15 protein-coding genes are annotated in these 16734 nt (G+C 70.8%); 6 read left to right on the top strand and 9 right to left on the bottom strand.

Annotated features, from left to right (window positions below):
- The first annotated feature begins 144 nt into the window (after window positions 1-144).
- Window positions 145-1356: a bifunctional glutamate N-acetyltransferase/amino-acid acetyltransferase ArgJ gene (argJ, locus tag P7A99_RS02705; protein ID WP_431307637.1), complete on the top strand. Its 1212-nt coding sequence runs from the start codon at window positions 145-147 to the stop codon at window positions 1354-1356.
- 136 nt (window positions 1357-1492) lie between these two features.
- Here argJ and P7A99_RS02700 read toward each other — a convergent pair whose 3' ends face one another.
- From P7A99_RS02700 to P7A99_RS02685, 4 genes are all read right to left on the bottom strand, one after another.
- Complete coding sequence (locus P7A99_RS02700) at window positions 1493-2887, bottom strand: nicotinate phosphoribosyltransferase (protein ID WP_277792402.1); 1395 nt, start codon at window positions 2885-2887, stop codon at window positions 1493-1495.
- Window positions 2888-2928: 41 nt separating this feature from the next.
- Window positions 2929-3978, bottom strand: coding sequence for an HpcH/HpaI aldolase/citrate lyase family protein (locus tag P7A99_RS02695; protein WP_277792401.1), 1050 nt, complete (start codon window positions 3976-3978; stop codon window positions 2929-2931).
- 189 nt (window positions 3979-4167) lie between these two features.
- Entirely contained in the window at window positions 4168-5190 is a 1023-nt protein-coding gene (locus tag P7A99_RS02690; RefSeq protein WP_277792400.1) for a mechanosensitive ion channel family protein, read from the bottom strand.
- 212 nt (window positions 5191-5402) lie between these two features.
- Window positions 5403-6401 carry an aldo/keto reductase gene (locus P7A99_RS02685; protein ID WP_277792399.1) on the bottom strand — a complete coding sequence of 333 codons (999 nt, stop codon included), beginning with the start codon at window positions 6399-6401 and terminating at the stop codon, window positions 5403-5405.
- 120 nt (window positions 6402-6521) lie between these two features.
- On the opposite strand from P7A99_RS02685, the gene P7A99_RS02680 reads away from it, so the two are divergent.
- The 5 genes from P7A99_RS02680 (at window position 6522) to P7A99_RS02660 (ending at window position 10095) form a co-directional block, all read left to right on the top strand.
- Window positions 6522-7409 carry a LysR family transcriptional regulator gene (locus P7A99_RS02680; RefSeq protein ID WP_277792398.1) on the top strand — a complete coding sequence of 296 codons (888 nt, stop codon included), beginning with the start codon at window positions 6522-6524 and terminating at the stop codon, window positions 7407-7409.
- 159 nt (window positions 7410-7568) lie between these two features.
- Window positions 7569-8054 carry a VOC family protein gene (locus tag P7A99_RS02675; RefSeq protein ID WP_277792397.1) on the top strand — a complete coding sequence of 162 codons (486 nt, stop codon included), beginning with the start codon at window positions 7569-7571 and terminating at the stop codon, window positions 8052-8054.
- Window positions 8055-8131: 77 nt separating this feature from the next.
- Window positions 8132-9079, top strand: coding sequence for a phosphotransferase (locus tag P7A99_RS02670; protein WP_277792396.1), 948 nt, complete (start codon window positions 8132-8134; stop codon window positions 9077-9079).
- 57 nt (window positions 9080-9136) lie between these two features.
- Complete coding sequence (locus tag P7A99_RS02665; protein WP_277792395.1) at window positions 9137-9448, top strand: PadR family transcriptional regulator; 312 nt, start codon at window positions 9137-9139, stop codon at window positions 9446-9448.
- Window positions 9445-10095: a hypothetical protein gene (locus P7A99_RS02660; RefSeq protein ID WP_277792394.1), complete on the top strand. Its 651-nt coding sequence runs from the start codon at window positions 9445-9447 to the stop codon at window positions 10093-10095. The genes P7A99_RS02665 and P7A99_RS02660 overlap by 4 nt, the downstream gene beginning before the upstream one ends.
- Here P7A99_RS02660 and P7A99_RS02655 read toward each other — a convergent pair.
- The 5 genes from P7A99_RS02655 to P7A99_RS02635 all read right to left on the bottom strand — a co-directional run bounded on the left by P7A99_RS02655 (window position 10092) and on the right by P7A99_RS02635 (window position 16679).
- Window positions 10092-12161, bottom strand: a complete 2070-nt coding sequence (locus tag P7A99_RS02655; RefSeq protein ID WP_277792393.1) for an ATP-binding protein — start codon at window positions 12159-12161, stop codon at window positions 10092-10094. The two genes, P7A99_RS02660 and P7A99_RS02655, sit on opposite strands and share 4 nt — an antisense overlap.
- A gap of 294 nt (window positions 12162-12455) precedes the next feature.
- Window positions 12456-12677, bottom strand: a complete 222-nt coding sequence (locus tag P7A99_RS02650; protein WP_116487796.1) for an alkylphosphonate utilization protein — start codon at window positions 12675-12677, stop codon at window positions 12456-12458.
- A gap of 92 nt (window positions 12678-12769) precedes the next feature.
- The gene (locus P7A99_RS02645; protein ID WP_277792392.1) at window positions 12770-14188 is read right to left on the bottom strand and encodes a purple acid phosphatase family protein; all 1419 of its coding nucleotides are present in this window, start codon (window positions 14186-14188) and stop codon (window positions 12770-12772) included.
- 89 nt (window positions 14189-14277) lie between these two features.
- The gene (locus P7A99_RS02640; RefSeq protein WP_277792391.1) at window positions 14278-15210 is read right to left on the bottom strand and encodes a site-specific tyrosine recombinase XerD; all 933 of its coding nucleotides are present in this window, start codon (window positions 15208-15210) and stop codon (window positions 14278-14280) included.
- Window positions 15207-16679: a hypothetical protein gene (locus P7A99_RS02635; protein ID WP_277792390.1), complete on the bottom strand. Its 1473-nt coding sequence runs from the start codon at window positions 16677-16679 to the stop codon at window positions 15207-15209. The genes P7A99_RS02640 and P7A99_RS02635 overlap by 4 nt, the downstream gene beginning before the upstream one ends.
- Window positions 16680-16734 lie beyond the last annotated feature (55 nt).

Below are 16734 nucleotides of genomic sequence, written 5' to 3'. Positions count from 1 at the left end.
GACCCGTTGGCCTCGGCCCTGAAGCGCGCCGGCCTGCGCCGCGCCCAGAAGTCGGCCGGCGAGACGCCCGCCCAGGCCGCGCCGGTCGTCGCCCCGCCGCCGGTCGCCCCGGGCAAGCCGGGCCTGGCCGTCTCGCCGCTGGTCGTGCCGTTCCCGGTCATCCCGCCGATCGCCGGGGTCGAGATCGCCACCGGCCGCGCCGGCTTCTACAAGCACGAGCGCCCCGACCTCCTGCTGATGCGCTTCGCCGAGGGCACCTCGGGCGCCGGCGTCTTCACCCGCCACGGCGTGGGTTCGGCCCCGGTCGACTGGTGCAAGCGCCAGCTGGCCGCCACCGGCGGCGCCGACGTGCGCGCCCTGGTGGTCAACGCCGGCTGCGCCAACAGCTTCACCGGCAAGCCCGGCGCCGACGCCGTGCGCCGCGTGGCCACCGCCGTGGGCAAGCGCTTCGACTGCCGCCAGCGCGACGTGATGATGGCCTCGACCGGCGTCATCGGCGTCATCCTCGACGACAGCAAGATCACCTCCAACCTGCGCGAGGTGGAGACCCGCCTCACCGCCGACGGCTGGGCCCAAGCGGCCTCGGCGATCATGACCACCGACACCTTCCCCAAGGGCGCCTACGCCACGGCGACGATCGACGGCCATGAAGTGAAGATCGCCGGCATCGCCAAGGGCTCGGGCATGATCGCGCCCGACATGGCCACCATGCTGGCCTTCGTGGCCACCGACGCGGCCATCGCGCCCGCCGCCCTGCAGACCCTGGTCAGCCTCTATACCCGCACCACCTTCAACTGCGTGACGGTGGACGGCGACCGCTCGACCAACGACACCCTGCTGCTGTTCGCCACCGGCCAGTCCAGCGCGCCCAAGATCAGCCGGGCCGGCGACAAGCGCCTGGCCGACTTCAGGGAAAAGCTGGAAGGCGTGCTGCTGGACCTCGCCATGCAGCTGGTCCGCGACGGCGAAGGCGCCACCAAGTTCGTCAAGATCACCGTCAACGGCGCCGAGAGCCCGCTGTCGGCCCGCAAGATCGCCCGCACCATCGCCGAGAGCCCGCTGGTCAAGACCGCCTTCGCCGGCGAGGACGCCAACTGGGGCCGCATCGTCATGGCCGTCGGCCGCGCCGACGAACCGGTCAACCGCGAGAAGATCAGCGTCAAGTTCGGCGAGCTCTACGCCGCTCGCGACGGCCTGGTCTCGGCCGAATACGACGAGGCGGCCATGAGCGCCTACATGAAGAACCAGGAGCTCGAAGTCACCGTCGAGGTCGGCGTCGGCAAGGGCAGCTCCTCCGTCTGGACCTGCGACCTGACCAAGCAGTACGTGGCCATCAACGGCGATTATCGCTCGTAAGGCTGAGCCTTCGCGCGCCTACCCACAACCGTAAAACCCCCGCGAAAGCGGGGGCCCAGGCTTTTTATCGTCGAGCACGGCGCATTTCAGAAAGCACCTGGGTCCCCGCCTTCGCGGGGATTCTACGGGAGAGGGGTCACCCCCTCAGTTCGCTGCGGGCCCGCACCTCAGCCAGTGTGTGATCCACCAGCAGCACGCCGTCCTCCCACACCGTGACCATGGCGTCGGTCCAGCCCTCGGGCGCGACTTCGCCTTCGGCCACGGCCACCGTGCGGTACTCGCCGGCCTCGCTCTTCTGAAGCATCAGCCGCCCGGCCTTGGAGCGCTTGCCCGGATCGGTGACCGGGTTCTTGCTGACATCGATCCAGACGCCGTCGACCTTGGCCGCCGAGCACTTCAACGCAAAGCGCTGGGTGTCGCGGTCCAGCTGCTGCAACAGGCCGCCACCCATGCCGAAGGCCAGGTTCTCGGCGCTGAAGCCGTCGGCGATCACCCGCTCCAGGATCGCCGCGATGCTGACCGGATTGACCCCGTCGCCCTGGATCACCCGCACGTGGTTCAGCACCCTGTAGCCCTTGGCGTTCAGCGTGCTTCCGAAGGCCTCATCCAGGCGCCTCAGGGTCTCGGCGACGATCTCGACCGGGTCGCCGGAGTCGGGACGGATCACGACCGTCGCGCCGCTGGCGATCACCTCGTCGCGCAGTTCACGGCCCCAGATGCGGCTGACCGCCTCGAACAGGTCGTAGCTGTCGGACACCACCGAGAACAGGCCGCCCGGCTTGCCGAAGCTCGTCAGCATGTTGCGATAGGCGTCGGCCTCGCGATCGCGGCCCCAGCTGGTGATGGTGCTGTGCTCGGCGGCCGGGATGGAGAAGGCGGCCATCGGCTCGTTGTACCAGGCTCGCCCCGCCTGCACGGCCGCCAGGGTGTCGCTGCCCAGGAAGTTGACGAGGTGGGCGAGGCCCCCGATCGCCGCGCTCTCCTTGCTGGAGACGCCCCGCGCCCCGAAGTCGTGCAGCTTGAACGGCAGCTGACCCTCGGGATCGTCGCAGGTCTTCTCCAGCGCCGCGCGGAGGGTCTGTTTGACGCCCCAGCTGGTGGTGGCGACGGTCACCGGGTACCAGACGCGCAGCAGCAGGGTCTCCAGGTACGACGGCAGCCAGAAGCACTCCGGATCGGTGTTCTCGATGGTCATCAGCGCCTGGTGCGTGGGGACCACGGTCCCTTCCGGCACGGCCCGGATGCGCACCGGCAGGCGGCCGCCGTGCACCTCGACGATCCGCCGCCAGCCGGCCTGGTTGAAGGGCTCGCCGTGCGCGGCCAGCAACTGCGCGGCCTCGTCGACCATGGCGTGGGTGACGGGGTTGGCCAGCGCCGTCTTCAGGATCGCCTGCAGGCCGAAGAAGACCGTGCGGTCGTAGCGCCCGCCCCGGCTCTCCACATAGAAGAACGCGCCCGTGGTGGCGGGCGGATACTGCAGCCAGTGGCTGGCCTTGTAGCTGTCGGTGTCGAGGATCAGGTTGTCGAACATCGCCGGCCAGTCTTGCGGCAGACGCCCTGCGAAGGAAAGCCTCAGAACCCGTAGAGCGCCGCGTACTCGGCGTCCTTGGCCGCGATCTGCTTCGCGCAGTCGACCATCACCTTGGCCTGTTTCCAGGTGGCGTCGTCCTGCATCTTGCCGTCGATCATCGCCACGCCCGAGCCGTCGGGCATCGCCTCCAGGATCCGCTTGGCGAAGGCCACCTCGGCCGGATCGGGGCTGAACACGCTCTTGGCGATGGCGATCTGGCTGGGGTGCAGGCTCCAGGCCCCCGCGCAGCCCATCAGGAAGGCGTTGCGGAACTGCTGCTCGCAGGCGACCGGGTCGTCGATGGCCCCGAACGGGCCGTAGAACGGCTTGATGCCGTGGGCGGCGCAGGCGTCGACCATCTTGGCGAAGGTGTAGTGCCAGAGGTCCTGCTGCACGCTGGCGCGGGCCAAACCGTCCGCATGCGGATCTTCTATCACCCGATAGCCCGGATGGCCGCCGCCGACCCGGGTGGTCTTCATCGCCCGGCTGGCCGCCAGGTCCGCCGGCCCCAGCGAGATCCCCTGCATGCGCGGGCTGGCGCCGGCGATCAGCTCGACGTTCATCACCCCTTCGGCGGTCTCAAGGATGGCGTGCAGCAGGACCGGCCGGGTGACCCCGTGCTTGGCCTCCAGCGAAGCCAGCAGCTGGTCGATGTAGAAGATGTCCCACGGCCCCTCGACCTTGGGGACCATGATCACGTCGATCCTGTCGCCGGCCTTCTCGACCAGGGTCGCCACCTCGTCGAGGTGCCAGGGCGAGTTCAGGCAGTTGATCCGCACCCACAGCCCCACGCCCAGACCCTTGAAGTCGACCTCGCGCGACATCGCGATGGTCCCGGCCAGGGCCGCGCCCTTGGCGTCGGCGGGAATGGCGTCCTCCAGGTTGGCCAGGATCACGTCGACGGTCGGCGCGATCTCGCCGACCTTGGCCCGCACCTTCTCCAGATGCGGCGGCACGAAGTGGATCATCCGCTCGACACGGGCCGGCAGCTCGCGCCACGGCGCCGGCGCGCCGATGGCCAGGGGTTTGAAGAAGCCTCGGGCGGTCTTCATGCGCGTCTTCCCTAGTGCTTATTTCGCAGTTGCGAGAAGACTGCGGCGCGGGCGCGAGGGGGTCAAGGGTGCGAACAGTTCTCCCTTCCCCCTTGATGGGGGAAGGGTCGGGGATGGGGGTGACCTGCTGAGCTGGCGGCAGCGCCAAGCCTCCACCGCCGTATCCACCCCCACCCCTGCCCTCCCCCATCAAGGGGGAGGGGTTCTAGAGGGCGGGGGCGCCTCGTCCGGATCTTCCCGCCCCAGTTCGTCGGCGGCGTCGTTCTGCGAGACGTGGGTCGCCGTCTTGCCGCGGGCCTTGCGGGCCGCCTTCGGCTCCAGGCGCAGGGCGGCGCGGGCGTCCTCGCCCTCTTCTCCAAAGAGCCCCCGCAGGCGCACGTCGCGCTGCGGATAGGGGATCTCGATCCCGGCCTCGCGCAAGGCGTCGTCGATGGCCCAGGTATAGGCCGCGAAGATCGCCGCCGGCCGCCGCACCGCTTCCACCGTCGGCCAGACGATCAGCTCGAACTTCAGGGCATGCTCGCCATAGCCGACCAGCCACACCTGGGTGCGGCGCACGGCGTCGTCGGCGCTGGTGAAGGGCACGCTGCGGGCGGCCTTCAGCACCGCCTCGCGCACCGCTTCCTTGTCGACCCCGAAGGCGGTGACGAACGGCACGCGGATGCGGCGGGTGGTGCCGCGCAGGGTCCAGTTGATCACCTGGTCGTTGACCAGCACCGAATTGGGCACGATCACGTCGGTGGCGTCGTTGGTGCGGATGCGCGTGGCGCGTGGCCCGATCTCGTGCACGACGCCCCGCGCGCCGTTCGACAGCTCGACGAAGTCGCCCACCGCCACCAGCCGCTCGAACACCAGGCTGACGCCCGAGGCGAAGTCCTTGATCACCCCTTGCAGACCCAGGCCCACGCCGACGCCCACCGCCCCGGCGAACACCGTCAGCGAGGTCAGGTCGATGCCCATGGTCGACAGGGCCGCCAGGAAGCCCACCAGCACCAGGCCGTAGGTCGTCAGCTTCTCGACGATATAGAGCGACGGCGCGCTGTCGGCCGCCCGCGCCCGCAGCCGCCGCAGCCCCGCCGCCGCCAGCCGCGCGGCGAGCAGGGCCGCCACGACGATGACGATCCCCGTCGCCAGCCCGCCCACCGTGATCGCCGACTTGCCGAGCTTGACCAGCTCGAGGGCGTCCAGGCGCTGCAGGGGATTGTCGCTCATGGGGTGGAGTTTGAGCGCGGGCGGTAGCCGTCTTCAAGTCCCCCCCCCCTTGCGGGAGTGGGTGGTCCCCGCGAACGGGGGGATGGGGTGTGGGGTCGCACCAACAGAAAACCCGCGACGGCCATTCAGCCGTCGCGGCGTTTCAGGTCTGAGAGACCCCTCATCCGTCGCCTGGCGGCGACACCTTCTCCCGCAAGGGGAGAAGGATCAGCTTATCTGCCCACCATCGCCAGGCCCGCTTCCGCATACCGCGCGCCCTCGACTTCCGTCTCCGGCACCGCCGCGGCGATCCTGGCCAGATCATCCGCCGACAACACGACGTCGACCGCGCCGATGTTCTCGACCAGACGGGCCGCCTTCGTCGTGCCCGGGATCGGGGCGATGTCGTCGCCTTGCGACAGCAGCCAGGCCAGGGCCAGCTGGGCCGGGGTCACGCCCTTTTCGGACGCCAGCTCGACCAGGGCCTCGACCAGCGACTGGTTCTTGGCGATGGCCTCGCCCTGGAAGCGCGGCAGGGTCGAGCGGAAGTCGTCCTTGCCGAAGCCGTCGCCGGCCTTGATCGCGCCCGTCAGGAAGCCGCGGCCCAGCGGGCTGTAGGGCACCAGGCCGATGCCCAGTTCGCGGATGGTCGGCAGCACCTGCGCTTCGATCCCGCGCGTCCACAGCGAATACTCGCTCTGCAACGCCGCCACCGGCTGCACCGCCTGGGCCTTGCGGATGGTGGCCGCGCCGGCTTCCGACAGACCGAAGTGCTTGACCTTGCCCTCGGCGATCAGGTCCTTGACCGTTCCCGCCACGTCCTCGATCGGCACGTTGGGGTCGACGCGGTGCTGGTAGAAGAGGTCGATCACCTCGACGCCCAGGCGCTTGAGCGAAGCCTCGGCCACGGCTCGGATGTTGTCGGGGCGCGAGTTGACGCCGCGCATGCGCGGAACGCCGGCCTCGTCGGGGGCGATGTCGAAGCCGAACTTGGTGGCGATCACGACCTTGTCGCGGAAGGGCTTCAGCCCCTCGCCGACCAGTTCCTCATTTACATAGGGGCCATAGACCTCGGCGGTGTCGAAGAAGGTGACGCCCAGGTCGACGGCCTTGGCCATCAGGTCGAACATCACCTGCTTGTCGGGCGCGGGACCATAGGCCCAGCTCATGCCCATGCAGCCGAGACCGAGGGCCGAGACCTCCAGGCCGTCGCCGAGTTTGCGCGTCTTCATGGGCAGCTCCTTGTTCGGGAATTTCGGTCGCGGCCACGCCGCGACGACGGGGAGATGGGTCCGGGCGGGGCGCACGATAACCGCTTGCGGTCTCAACGCACTCCTGAGCATCTCTCAGCAATGTCCACGCGCCCCCTGCCCGACCTCGCCGTCTTCGCCCTGGTCGCCGAACGCCGCAGCTTCCGCGCCGCCGCCCAGGTGCTGGGCGTCACCGCCTCGGCCCTCAGCCACACGATCCGCAATCTCGAGGCCCGCCTCGACGTACGCCTGCTCAACCGCACAACCCGCAGCGTCGCCCCCACCGAGGCTGGCGAGCGGCTTCTCGCCAGGCTCGGCCCGGCCCTGGCCGACATCGACGCGGCCCTGGACGAGGTGGCGATGTTCCGCGACCGCCCGGCCGGCCGCCTGCGCGTCAATGTCGCCAGCACGGCCGCCCGCATGCTGCTGGCCCCGCGCCTGGGCGGCTTCATGAACGCCTACCCCGACGTGCGGGTCGAGATCGTCTGCGAGGACGCCCTGGCCGACATCGTCGCCGGCGGCTTCGACTGCGGCGTGCGGCTGGGCGAGCGCCTCCAGGCCGACATGATCGCCGTGCCCCTGGGCGGCGAGCTGTCCCAGGCCCTGGTCGCCACCCCCGACTACATCGAGCGCCACGGCGCCCCGACCAAGCCGGAAGACCTGATGAGCGGCCATCGCTGCCTGCTGGTCCGCCGCGCCTCGGGCCAGCCCTATCCGTGGGAGTTCGAGCGCAAGGGCCGCCTGGTGGTCGTCACACCGCCGCCGGCCCTGCTCACCGACAACGGCGTGGTCATGCTGGAGGCCTGCCGCGCCGGCGCGGGCCTGGCCTTCCCGTTCCGCGAAGCCGTCGCCGACGACATCGCCGCCGGCCGCCTGATGTCTCTGCTGGAGGACTGGTGCGAGCCCTTCCCCGGCTTCTTCCTCTACTACCCCAGCCGCCGCCAGCTCTCCCCGGCCCTGCGCGCCTTCATCGACTGGATGCGGGGGTAGGCCCCCTCCGCTCACAAGCCGCCCGTCACTCCCGCCCTCGTGGCGGGAACGACGGGAAGATAGGGATCGAAATTTCTCCTCGACCCTGTCGGCATGGCGGGCGTTCCTTCGTCCTCGGGAAGACGCGGCCGCCGAGGCCTGCGCAGGAGGAGCAACGCCATGCCGAAGATCTCGCCGTTCCTGTGGTTCGATACGCAGGCCCTTGAGGCCGCCGAGTTCTACGTCTCGATCTTTCCCAACTCGAGGATCGTGTCGGTGAACCGCTATCCCGACGACGTGCCGCCGCCGGCCGGGCCGGGCGGGTCGGTGTCGACGGTCTATTTCGAGCTCGACGGCCAGCCGCACGTGGCGCTGAACGGCGGGCCGCACTTCAAGTTCACCGAGGCGATCTCGCTGTCGATCGACTGCGACGGCCAGGCGCAGGTCGACCACTACTGGGACAGCCTGCTGGCCGGCGGCGGCCAGCCCTCGGCCTGCGGCTGGCTGAAGGACCGCTACGGCCTCTCCTGGCAGGTCACCCCGCGCCAGCTGATCGAGCTGACCACCGGACCCGACAAGGCCGTCGCCGGCCGGGTGTTCGCGGCGATGATGCAGATGGTCAAGATCGACGTGCCGACCCTGGAAAAGGCGGCGCGCGGCGAATGACGTCAATTTAACCCGGATAATATTGACTCACATTTCTATCCGGGTAAATTAAGCGGCCACTTTCGAGAGGCCGCCCGATGTCCGTCGCCCGGATCCCCGCCGTCGCCCGCGCCCTGCGGGCGACCTTCGCTACCGATGTCGTCGACGCCGAGACCCGCCTGACCGGCGGGCTCTCGGGGGCGGGCAGTTGGCGCATCCGCGTCGGCGGGATCCCCTATGCGCTGCGGGTCGACCCTGCCCGCGACGCCGTGCGCGACCCGGCCCGCGCCCAGGCCTGCCAGAAGATCGCCGCCGACGCCCTGCTCTCGCCCCGCCTGCGCCATGCCGACCCGGAAAGCGGCGTGACCATCGTCGAGTGGATTGAAGCCCAGCCGCTGTCGGACTTTCCCGGCGGCGGCCCGGCCCTGCTGGACGAGTTGGCCCGCACGGTGCGCCTGCTGCACGAGACCCCGGCCTTCCCGCCCCTGACGGACTATGTCGACGCCCTGGACGGCCTGGTGCAAAGCCTGCTGGCCAGGCCGCTGCTGCCTGCCGGAACCCGCGACCGGACCGCGGCGCTGTGGTCATGCCTGAGCGCGGCCAGCCGCGCGGCCGGCGTCGAGCCGGTCTCCAGCCACAACGACCTCAATCCCCGCAACATCCTCAGCGACGGGCGCCGCCTTTGGCTGGTCGACTGGGAGGCCGCCTTCCTGACCGATCGCTATGTGGACCTGGCCGCGATCGCCAACCTGTTCGCGCCCTCGCCGCAGGCCGCCGACCGCCTGCTCGCCGTCTATTTCGGCGCCCCGCCCACCGACCGCCAGCGGGCGCGCCTGGCCCTGGCCCGGCGGGTCAGCCACCTGTTCTACGCCGTGATGTTCCTGACCCTGGCCGCCGGCGAGCGCCCGGACGCCCGCCTCTCCGAGGGCCAGGCCTGCTGGCCGCTGGCCCACTTGCACGCCGCCCTCGGCGAGGGCGAGCTGCTGCTGGAAACCTGGGAAGGACGGCTGGAGTACGGCCTCGCGCGCCTCGACGCGGCGGCATGAAAGAACGTCGTTACGATCGCGCTTGACTAAAACTCTACATATATCGCTAATGGCGACATGACCCGCGCACCCAACATTTCGCGACAGACGATCGGCGTGCTCGCCGCCCTCTTGGCCCAGCCCCAGGCCTGGCGCTACGGCTACGACCTGTCCAAGGAGACGGGCCTGAAGTCGGGCACGCTCTATCCGCTGCTGATGCGGCTGTCCGACCAGGGCTATCTGGAGGCCGAGTGGCGCCAGCCCCTCCAGCCAGGCCGTCCCGCCCGTCACGCCTATCGCCTGACCGCCAACGGCGTCGCCCTGGCCCGCCAGCGCGCGCAAGCCCAGCCCGGCGCCGTGCCGCTCCAACCCTCGGCGGTGCGCCCATGAGCCTCGCCGAGCGCCTGCTCGACCACGCCGCCGCCGTCCTACCCGCCGCCCAGCGCGACTGGGCCGCGGGCATGAAGGCCGAACTGTCCGCCATCGACGCTCCGGACGAGGCCCTGGCCTTCGCCGCCGGCTGCGTGCTCGCCGCCTATCGCCGAAGGATGAACCCCATGCGCATCGCCCTGACTTCAGTTCGCCTGTTCGTCGCCGCCCTGGCCATGCTGGCCGCCGCCTTCCACGTACTCCCGACCAGCTACTGGCTGCTCGCCCTGGCAGACCTGAAACTCAGCGGGATGGACGGATGGGCCGGCCGGCGGGGGATGTTCCGCGGCGTCTCCGCCGAGCAGGCGATCGACAGCCTGATGCAGTTCCAACCGTGGAACTTCATGCTGACGCTCATCATGGGCTTCAGCTTCGCGGCCGCGGCCTGGTTCGTGGTCAGGGGACGCACGCGCGGCCTGTTTGTCGCCGTCCTGGTCGGCGCCTTGGCCCATACGGCCCGAAGCGCCCTGCTGATGGCGTTCTGGCCCGCCCCGTCGCATCTGGGCTTCGCCTGGCTGAACATCGCCGCCTTCGGCCTGCTGCTGGCGGCGGGACTGTCTCTTCACGGCCTGGACCGCTGGACGCGCCCCCGGACGGCGGCCGCCTAGGCCGCCTCGGGCTCGGCCAGCCAGCTCTCGACGGTGGCGTAGAGCACGTCCTTCTGGATCGGCTTGGCCACGTGGTCGACCATTCCGGCCTCGCGGCACTGGGCGATCTGCTGGGGCAGCGCGTCGGCGCTCATGGCGATGATCGGCACGGCCGAGGCCGCCCCCGGCAGCGCGCGGATGGCCCGGGTGGCGGAAAGGCCGTCCATGCCCGGCATGTGGATGTCCATCAGCACGATGTCGAAGCCGCCGCCCGAGGCCATCTCCACCGCCTCGCGGCCGTTCTCGGCGGTGATCACCTCGCAGCCGGCCAGGGCCAGGAAGGCGCCGCCGATCTCGCGGTTCATCGGGTGGTCGTCGACCAGCAGCACACGAGCCGAGGCGATCCGCCCCCCGGCCGCCGCCACGCACCGCGGCGCGGCCTCGCAAACCTGCGCCGTCAGCTCGATCCAGAAGGTCGAACCCTGCTCGGGGTTGGCGGTCATGCCGATGCGCCCGCCCATCAGCTCGACCAGCGCCTTGCTGATCGCCAGGCCCAGGCCCGCGCCGCCGAAGGCCCGGGTCACCGAGCTGTCGCCCTGGCTGAAGCGCTGGAACAGCCGGTCGCGCAATTGGAGCGGCACGCCGATGCCGGTGTCGACGACCTCGATGCGCAGCAGGTCGCCGGCCTCGCCGGGCGTCACGGCCAGACGCGCGGTCACCCGGCCGGCCGGCGTGAACTTCACGGCGTTGTTGAGCAGGTTCAGCAGCACTTGGCGCAGGCGGTCGGCGTCGAGACCGTGATGTCGCTCCGCATCGCCCGCGATCTCGATCTCCAGCGCGAGGCCCTTGGCTCGAGCGTCCTGGGCTACGATGGCGACGGCGTCGCCCAGCACCGCCTCGGCGCGCGCGGGCTCGGCCTGCAATTCCACCCGGCCGGCCTCGACCCGCGAGAAGTCCAGCACGTCGTTGACCAGGGTCAGCAGCGCGCCGCCGGCCCCGTCGATCAGGCCCACGTGACGGCGCGCCTCGGGCGCCAGGTCGTCGCGGTCGGCCAGCAGGCGGGTGAACCCCAGCACGCTGTTCAGCGGCGTGCGGATCTCGTGGCTCATGGTGGCCAGGAACTCGGTCTTGGCCTGGCTGGCGGCCTGGGCGCGGGCCTGGGCCTTGCGGGCCAGGGCCTGGCGGCGCACCAGAAGCTGTTTGAGCCGCTGCTGGTTAGCCAGGGCCAGGGCGGCGGCCAGGCAGGTGAACAGCAGCGCGCTGACCAGGAATTGCAAGGCGTGCATCCGCTCGGACGCCTGGGCGCGGGTCGCGGCCTCGGCGACGATGCCCAGCACGCTCAGCGGCGCGGCGATGGCGGCGACGATCACCGTCGTCCAGGCCGCGCCCTTGGGACCCAGCCGGAAGGCCACCAGCACCCCGGCCGGAAATACCAGGAACGGCAGGGTGTGGCCCGGCCGCCCGAAGGCGATCAGCGCCGCGACCGCCACCATCACGTAGCAGGCGATCTTCTCCCAGACCGGCCGCTCGAAGCCGCGCTGGATGTGCGGGTCGAACAGGATCAGGGCGATCGGCAGGCCGGCCGTCATGCCCAGGGCGTTGACGAACATCCAGTTCTTGACCAGCACCGGCAGCGACACGCTCAGCATCGGGGCGCTGGCGAAGGCCCCGACCACGGCCAGCACGGCGGTGACCGGCAGGGCCAGCCCCACCACCTTCAGGGCCTGGGTCAGGTTCTTCATCCTCGGAGGCCCGTCGAAGGCCTTGCGCAGCACCACCGCGATCACCGCCGCCTCGATGGTGTCGAGCACCGTGAACAGCGCCGTCATCGCCGGGGCCGTGCCGCCGAGGCGGTCCAGCAGGACGTGGCAGACGGTGGATAGAGCCAGCAGGATCAGGCTGCGGCGCGGCGTCAGCAGGACAAGGCCGCCGGCCAAAAGGCCGTTGCAGGGCCACAGGGTGGCCATCCCCGACGGCCCGCGTGTCAGCAGGTCGCAATAGGCGATGGTGACGGCGTAGGCGAAGATCAACGCCAACAGCAGACGCGTCTGGCGCCCATCGCCCTCGAACCGTTTCAAAGCCACCATACGCGTACTCGCGATCCCCTCGTCCCCCGACGAAATCGCCGGCAGGATCGCGCCCAACCCCGGCTAAACGGTTAAGACGAGACGGGAATTTCTGGCGACGGGAGCGAACGTGGCGAGTTCGTCATTCCTGGCCCGCTCTCCACCGCCCAATCCCCGCGAAGGCGAGGACCCAAGCTGAGGTCCGGAGATGGAGCGCGGCCCGTGCAAGATCCCGCCGGCGCCGCTTGGATCCCCGCCTTCGCGGGGAAGCTCGGAGAAAAAGGGGGGGGACGCCGACGCCCCCTTCCCCCGATCCTACGCCTTCTTGACGAACTCGGTGCGCAGCACCAGGCCCCTCACCTTGTCGACATTGGCCTCGATCTCGTCGGGATCGCCGGTCAGGCGGATCTTCTTGACCAGGGTCCCGCGCTTGAGGGTCACCCCGCCCGAGCCCTTGACCTTCAGGTCCTTGATCAGGGTGACGTTGTCGCCGTCGGCCAGGATCGCGCCGTTGGAATCGCGGGTTTCGTCGGACATGGAAGGCTCCCTGGGCTTCAAGACAAGCCCGCACAAAAAGTACGGGCTTCTTAGAGCGCGTCGGGAAAAAAGTCTAAGCGGTTTCGCCGCCCCTACTTCGCCCGCCCCAGGCAAGGCGCGCCGTCCGGCCCCGTGGCGCCGGTGCAGACCCGCTGGGCCAGCATCGACTCGGTGCTCTCGACCAGGGTCTTGGCGCCGTCCTTGCCGCGCTTCAGGGTGAAGGCGTCATAGAGCTTGCCGCTGGCGGTGTAGGCCGCAAAGCCCAGCTTGTCGGCGCCCACGTCGATCACCTGGTAGAACTCGGTGTCTGCGGCGACCTTGTCGGGCTGGGTCAGGGCGCGGTCGTTCAGGGCGTACATCTTCGAGCCGACTACGGAGACCACATAGACCGGACCCTGCGGCTGGCCCGCCTTGTGGCGGCGCGCGGCGTCGGCCTTGCCGGCCTCGCTGGTCAGGCGGGCGTAGCAGTGGTCGTGGCCTTGCAGAACCAGATCGACCTTGCGGGCCTCGAACACCGGCTTCCAGGCGGCCTTCAGCTCTTCGGTGTCCTTGGGGCGGGCGCAGGTGAAGATCGGCTGGTGGAAGGTGACGATGTTCCACTTGGCCTTGCTGGCCGCCAGGGTCTGGTCCAGCCAGCGGGTCTGGGCCTCCAGCGCGCCGAGGTTGAGGGCGGCCGTACCGTCCAGGATGATGAACCGCACGCCCTGATAGTCGACATAGTAGGTCGTCTGCTTCACCGGCTCGGCGCCGTTGTCCGGCAGGGCGAACTGCAGCGGCCAGTAGGGACCCAGCTTGCGGCTCTCGGTCCCGTCGGCCTTGGTCACGTCGACATATTCGTGGTTGCCGGTGGCCGGCAGTTGCGGAACGGTCGAGAAGTTATAGGCCCCGGCCGCCGTCCACTCGCCCCACTCGTCGTCGTGGTCCAGGTCGTCGCGCTGGGCCACCAGGTCGCCGGCATGCAGCACCAGGGCCGGGGCGGCGGTCGACTGGAAGCCCTGGCGGATCACCCGCGAACCGATCGGCAGGATGCCGTTCTGGGTGTCGCCCAGATAGAGAAAGCGGAACGGGCGGAACGTCGCCGCGGCGGTGTGGAACTGCAGCCACTCGCTCCAACCCTCGGCGCCCTTCACGCGGTAGACATAGGCTGTATCCGGCGAGAGGCCCGTCAGCCGCGCCTGGTGATAGAGGGCCGGACCGTTGGCGCTGTCGATCGCCTTGCTGGTCCCCGAAAGCGTCCTGGCGTGGAAGGCCAGGCTGGGGCCGTCGATGGCTGGGGCCAGCTGGATCTCGGCGCTCGCCTGGCGCGGGTCGGTGCGCCAGGCCACGGCCATCTCGCGCGAGGGATCCGCGCCGGCGGTCAGCACGATACGGTCGGGCAGGCCCTTGGGCTTGAACGGCAGGCCCGGCGAGCGCGGGATAGGCTGGGCGGCCTCCTGGGCGAGGGCCGACGTCATCGACAGCGCCGCGAGCCCGATCGCCGCCGCGCCGACCAGAAGTTTCCGCAAGGCCATGACTTTCCCTCCGTCGACTGACGACCCCACCGTCGCCGCCCCGCGCTACTGCCCGGGTTCCATGACAGATTGACGAAGGTCGCCCGCCCCTAGCCCTTCTTCCCCAGCGGATGCTTGGTGCGCACCACCTCGGCCAGGTGCTCTCCGGCCACGTGGGTGTAGATCTGGGTGGTGCCGATGTCGGCGTGGCCCAGCAGGGTCTGGATCACCCGCAGGTCCGCCCCGCCCTCCAGCAGGTGGGTGGCGAAGGCGTGGCGCAGCACGTGGGGGCTGACCTTCTCGCGGTCGATGCCGGCGGCGATCGCCGCGTCCTCCAGCAGTTGCGACACCCGCCGCGCCGTCAGCCGTCCGCCCTTGCCGCGCGAGGGGAACAGCCACGGGCTGTCCTTCTGACCCTTTGGCAGGAATTGCAGCCTTCCCTCCAGATAGGCCTTCACCGCCGCGCGGGCCGCGTCGTTCAGGGGGGCCAGCCGCTCCTTGCCGCCCTTGCCCTTGACCATCAGGAAGGCCGGATCGCGCGCCAGCGCCGACAGCGGCAGGGCCAGCAGTTCGCTGATCCGCAGGCCCGAGGCGTAGAGCAACTCGATGATGCACGACAGCCGCAGGCCCTGGGCGCCGTCCTTCTCTGAGGCGGCCGCCAGCAGGGCGTCGATCTCTGCCCGCGACAGCACCTTGGGCAGCGGCCGGCCGGCCTTGGGCGCGACCACGCGGCGGGACGGATCGTCCGTGCGCCAGCCCTCGCCCAGGGCGAAGCGGTAGAACTGCCGCACGGCCGAGCGCCGCCTGGCGGCGGTAGCCGGTGAAAGTCCGCGCGCGCCCAGGTCCTGGAAATAGGCCTCGACGGCCTCGGCGTCGGCGACGTCCAGGTCATTGCCCGTGCGGCCGAGGAAGCCCCGGGCGTCGGCCAGGTCCCTCTCGTAGGCGCGCAGGGTGTTGGCGGCGGCCGCGCGCTCGACGGCCATCATCTCCAGGAAGGCCTCGACCCAGCCCTCGGCTTTTCCGCCCGCTTTGGGGCCGCTCATTTCTTCTTCGGCGCCGGCTTGGCGGCGGGCTTGGCGGCCGGCGGGGCCGGCGGCGCGGGCAGCAGGCCCTCCACGGCCAGGGCCCGGGCGTCGGCGGACAGACCCGCGCGGTTCAGCGCCGTGACGATGCGGGCGCGATCGGCGGCCGAGGGGCCGGCCGTCCCGGCGTCGGCGGCGACCGACAGGGCCAGCACGGCGGCCTCGCCCTTGCGACCGGCCGCGGCGGCCGTATCGAGCAGCGCCAGGCGCGCGGCCGAGGCCGTCGACTTGCCGGCCTCGAAACCGGCGAAGGTGGCGCGGTCCTCGGGACTCAGCGCCCCGCCCAGGGCCTGCAGCACCACCGCGGCCGGTTGGGCCGGAGACTTGGCGCCGCCATTGGCGCCCAGCTCGACCAGCCGGTCCAGCGCCTGGTCGGTCGAGCCGCCCGAGCTTGCGGCCAAGGCGGCGTCGAACAGGGCCAGGTCCTGATTGCCGACGCCGGGGATGGCGTCGCCGGTCATCTTCCCGCGAATGGCCTGGGCGGTCTTGACGTCGCCGGCCGTCAGGGCCGCGCGCAGGAAGAGGCCTGGATCGGTGAGCGGCGCGTCGGCGGCGACCATGGCCGCGATCAGCGGCGCGGCGGCGCGGGCGGCGGCGGCGAAGTCCGCGCCGGGCTTGACCGATTTCAGGAACGCCCAGTCGGAGCTTTGCGCGGCCGCTAGGTCCGCCGCCGGCGGGGCCAGCAGGCCGCGGGTGGCCGGAGTGGCGGTGGCCGCGCCGGCCTGGATGTCCAGCCCCAGTTTCTTCGACAGGGCGTAGTTGATCCCTGTGCGCAGGTTGGCGCCGCCGGTCGGCGCGGCGCCCGACAGCAGGGCCGGCATCAACCGGGCGTAGTCGGCGTCCTTGCCCTGCTGCTGGGCCAGGTTGAAGGTCAGCTGGGCCTCGGCGGTCTGGCCGGCCCGCGCCTGGCAGAAGGCCCGCAGCCGCAGCCAGTAGCCGGTTCCGCGATCGGCGCTGAGCGCGTCGGCCACGGCGCAGGCGCGGTCGTCGTCGCCGGCGATCAGGTTGGCCTCGGCCGCGGCCATGGCCAGGGCGGCGTTCTGGTCCAGGCCCGGCGTGCGGTCGAGCACGCGCTTGGCGCCGGCCGCCTCGCCCAGGGCGACCAGGGCCATGGCTCGCGCCCCGCCCATCTCGGGATCGTCGCCCACGCCGGCCGGCGCCCGCGCCCCGGTGGCCAGCACCCGCCGCGCGAAGTCGGCGAAGGCCGGCGACAGCGGCTTAGCGCCCAGCTTGGGCAGGGTCTCGCGCATCAGGCCCGGCGAGGCGTCCTTCCACAGGTCGCCCGGCAGGCCGGTGTCGGCGGCGGGGTTAGAGAACAGGTCCGGGGGCGCCAGCGTGGACACGGCCACGTCCTGGGCCTGCGCGGTCGCGACGGCGAGGACGGAAACGACGGCGGCGAGCGCCAGCGGGGAACGCGGGGAGGAAGCCATGAGCCCTACTATGGCAAGGAAGCGCGGCAGGCAGAAGACGGTTGGACGGCGATTG

Source organism: Caulobacter endophyticus, assembly GCF_029543245.1.
GTDB classification, from domain to species: domain Bacteria; phylum Pseudomonadota; class Alphaproteobacteria; order Caulobacterales; family Caulobacteraceae; genus Caulobacter; species Caulobacter endophyticus_A.
The sequence above is the reverse complement of the archived record's forward strand: the minus strand, read 5'-3'. Positions and strand labels throughout refer to the sequence as shown.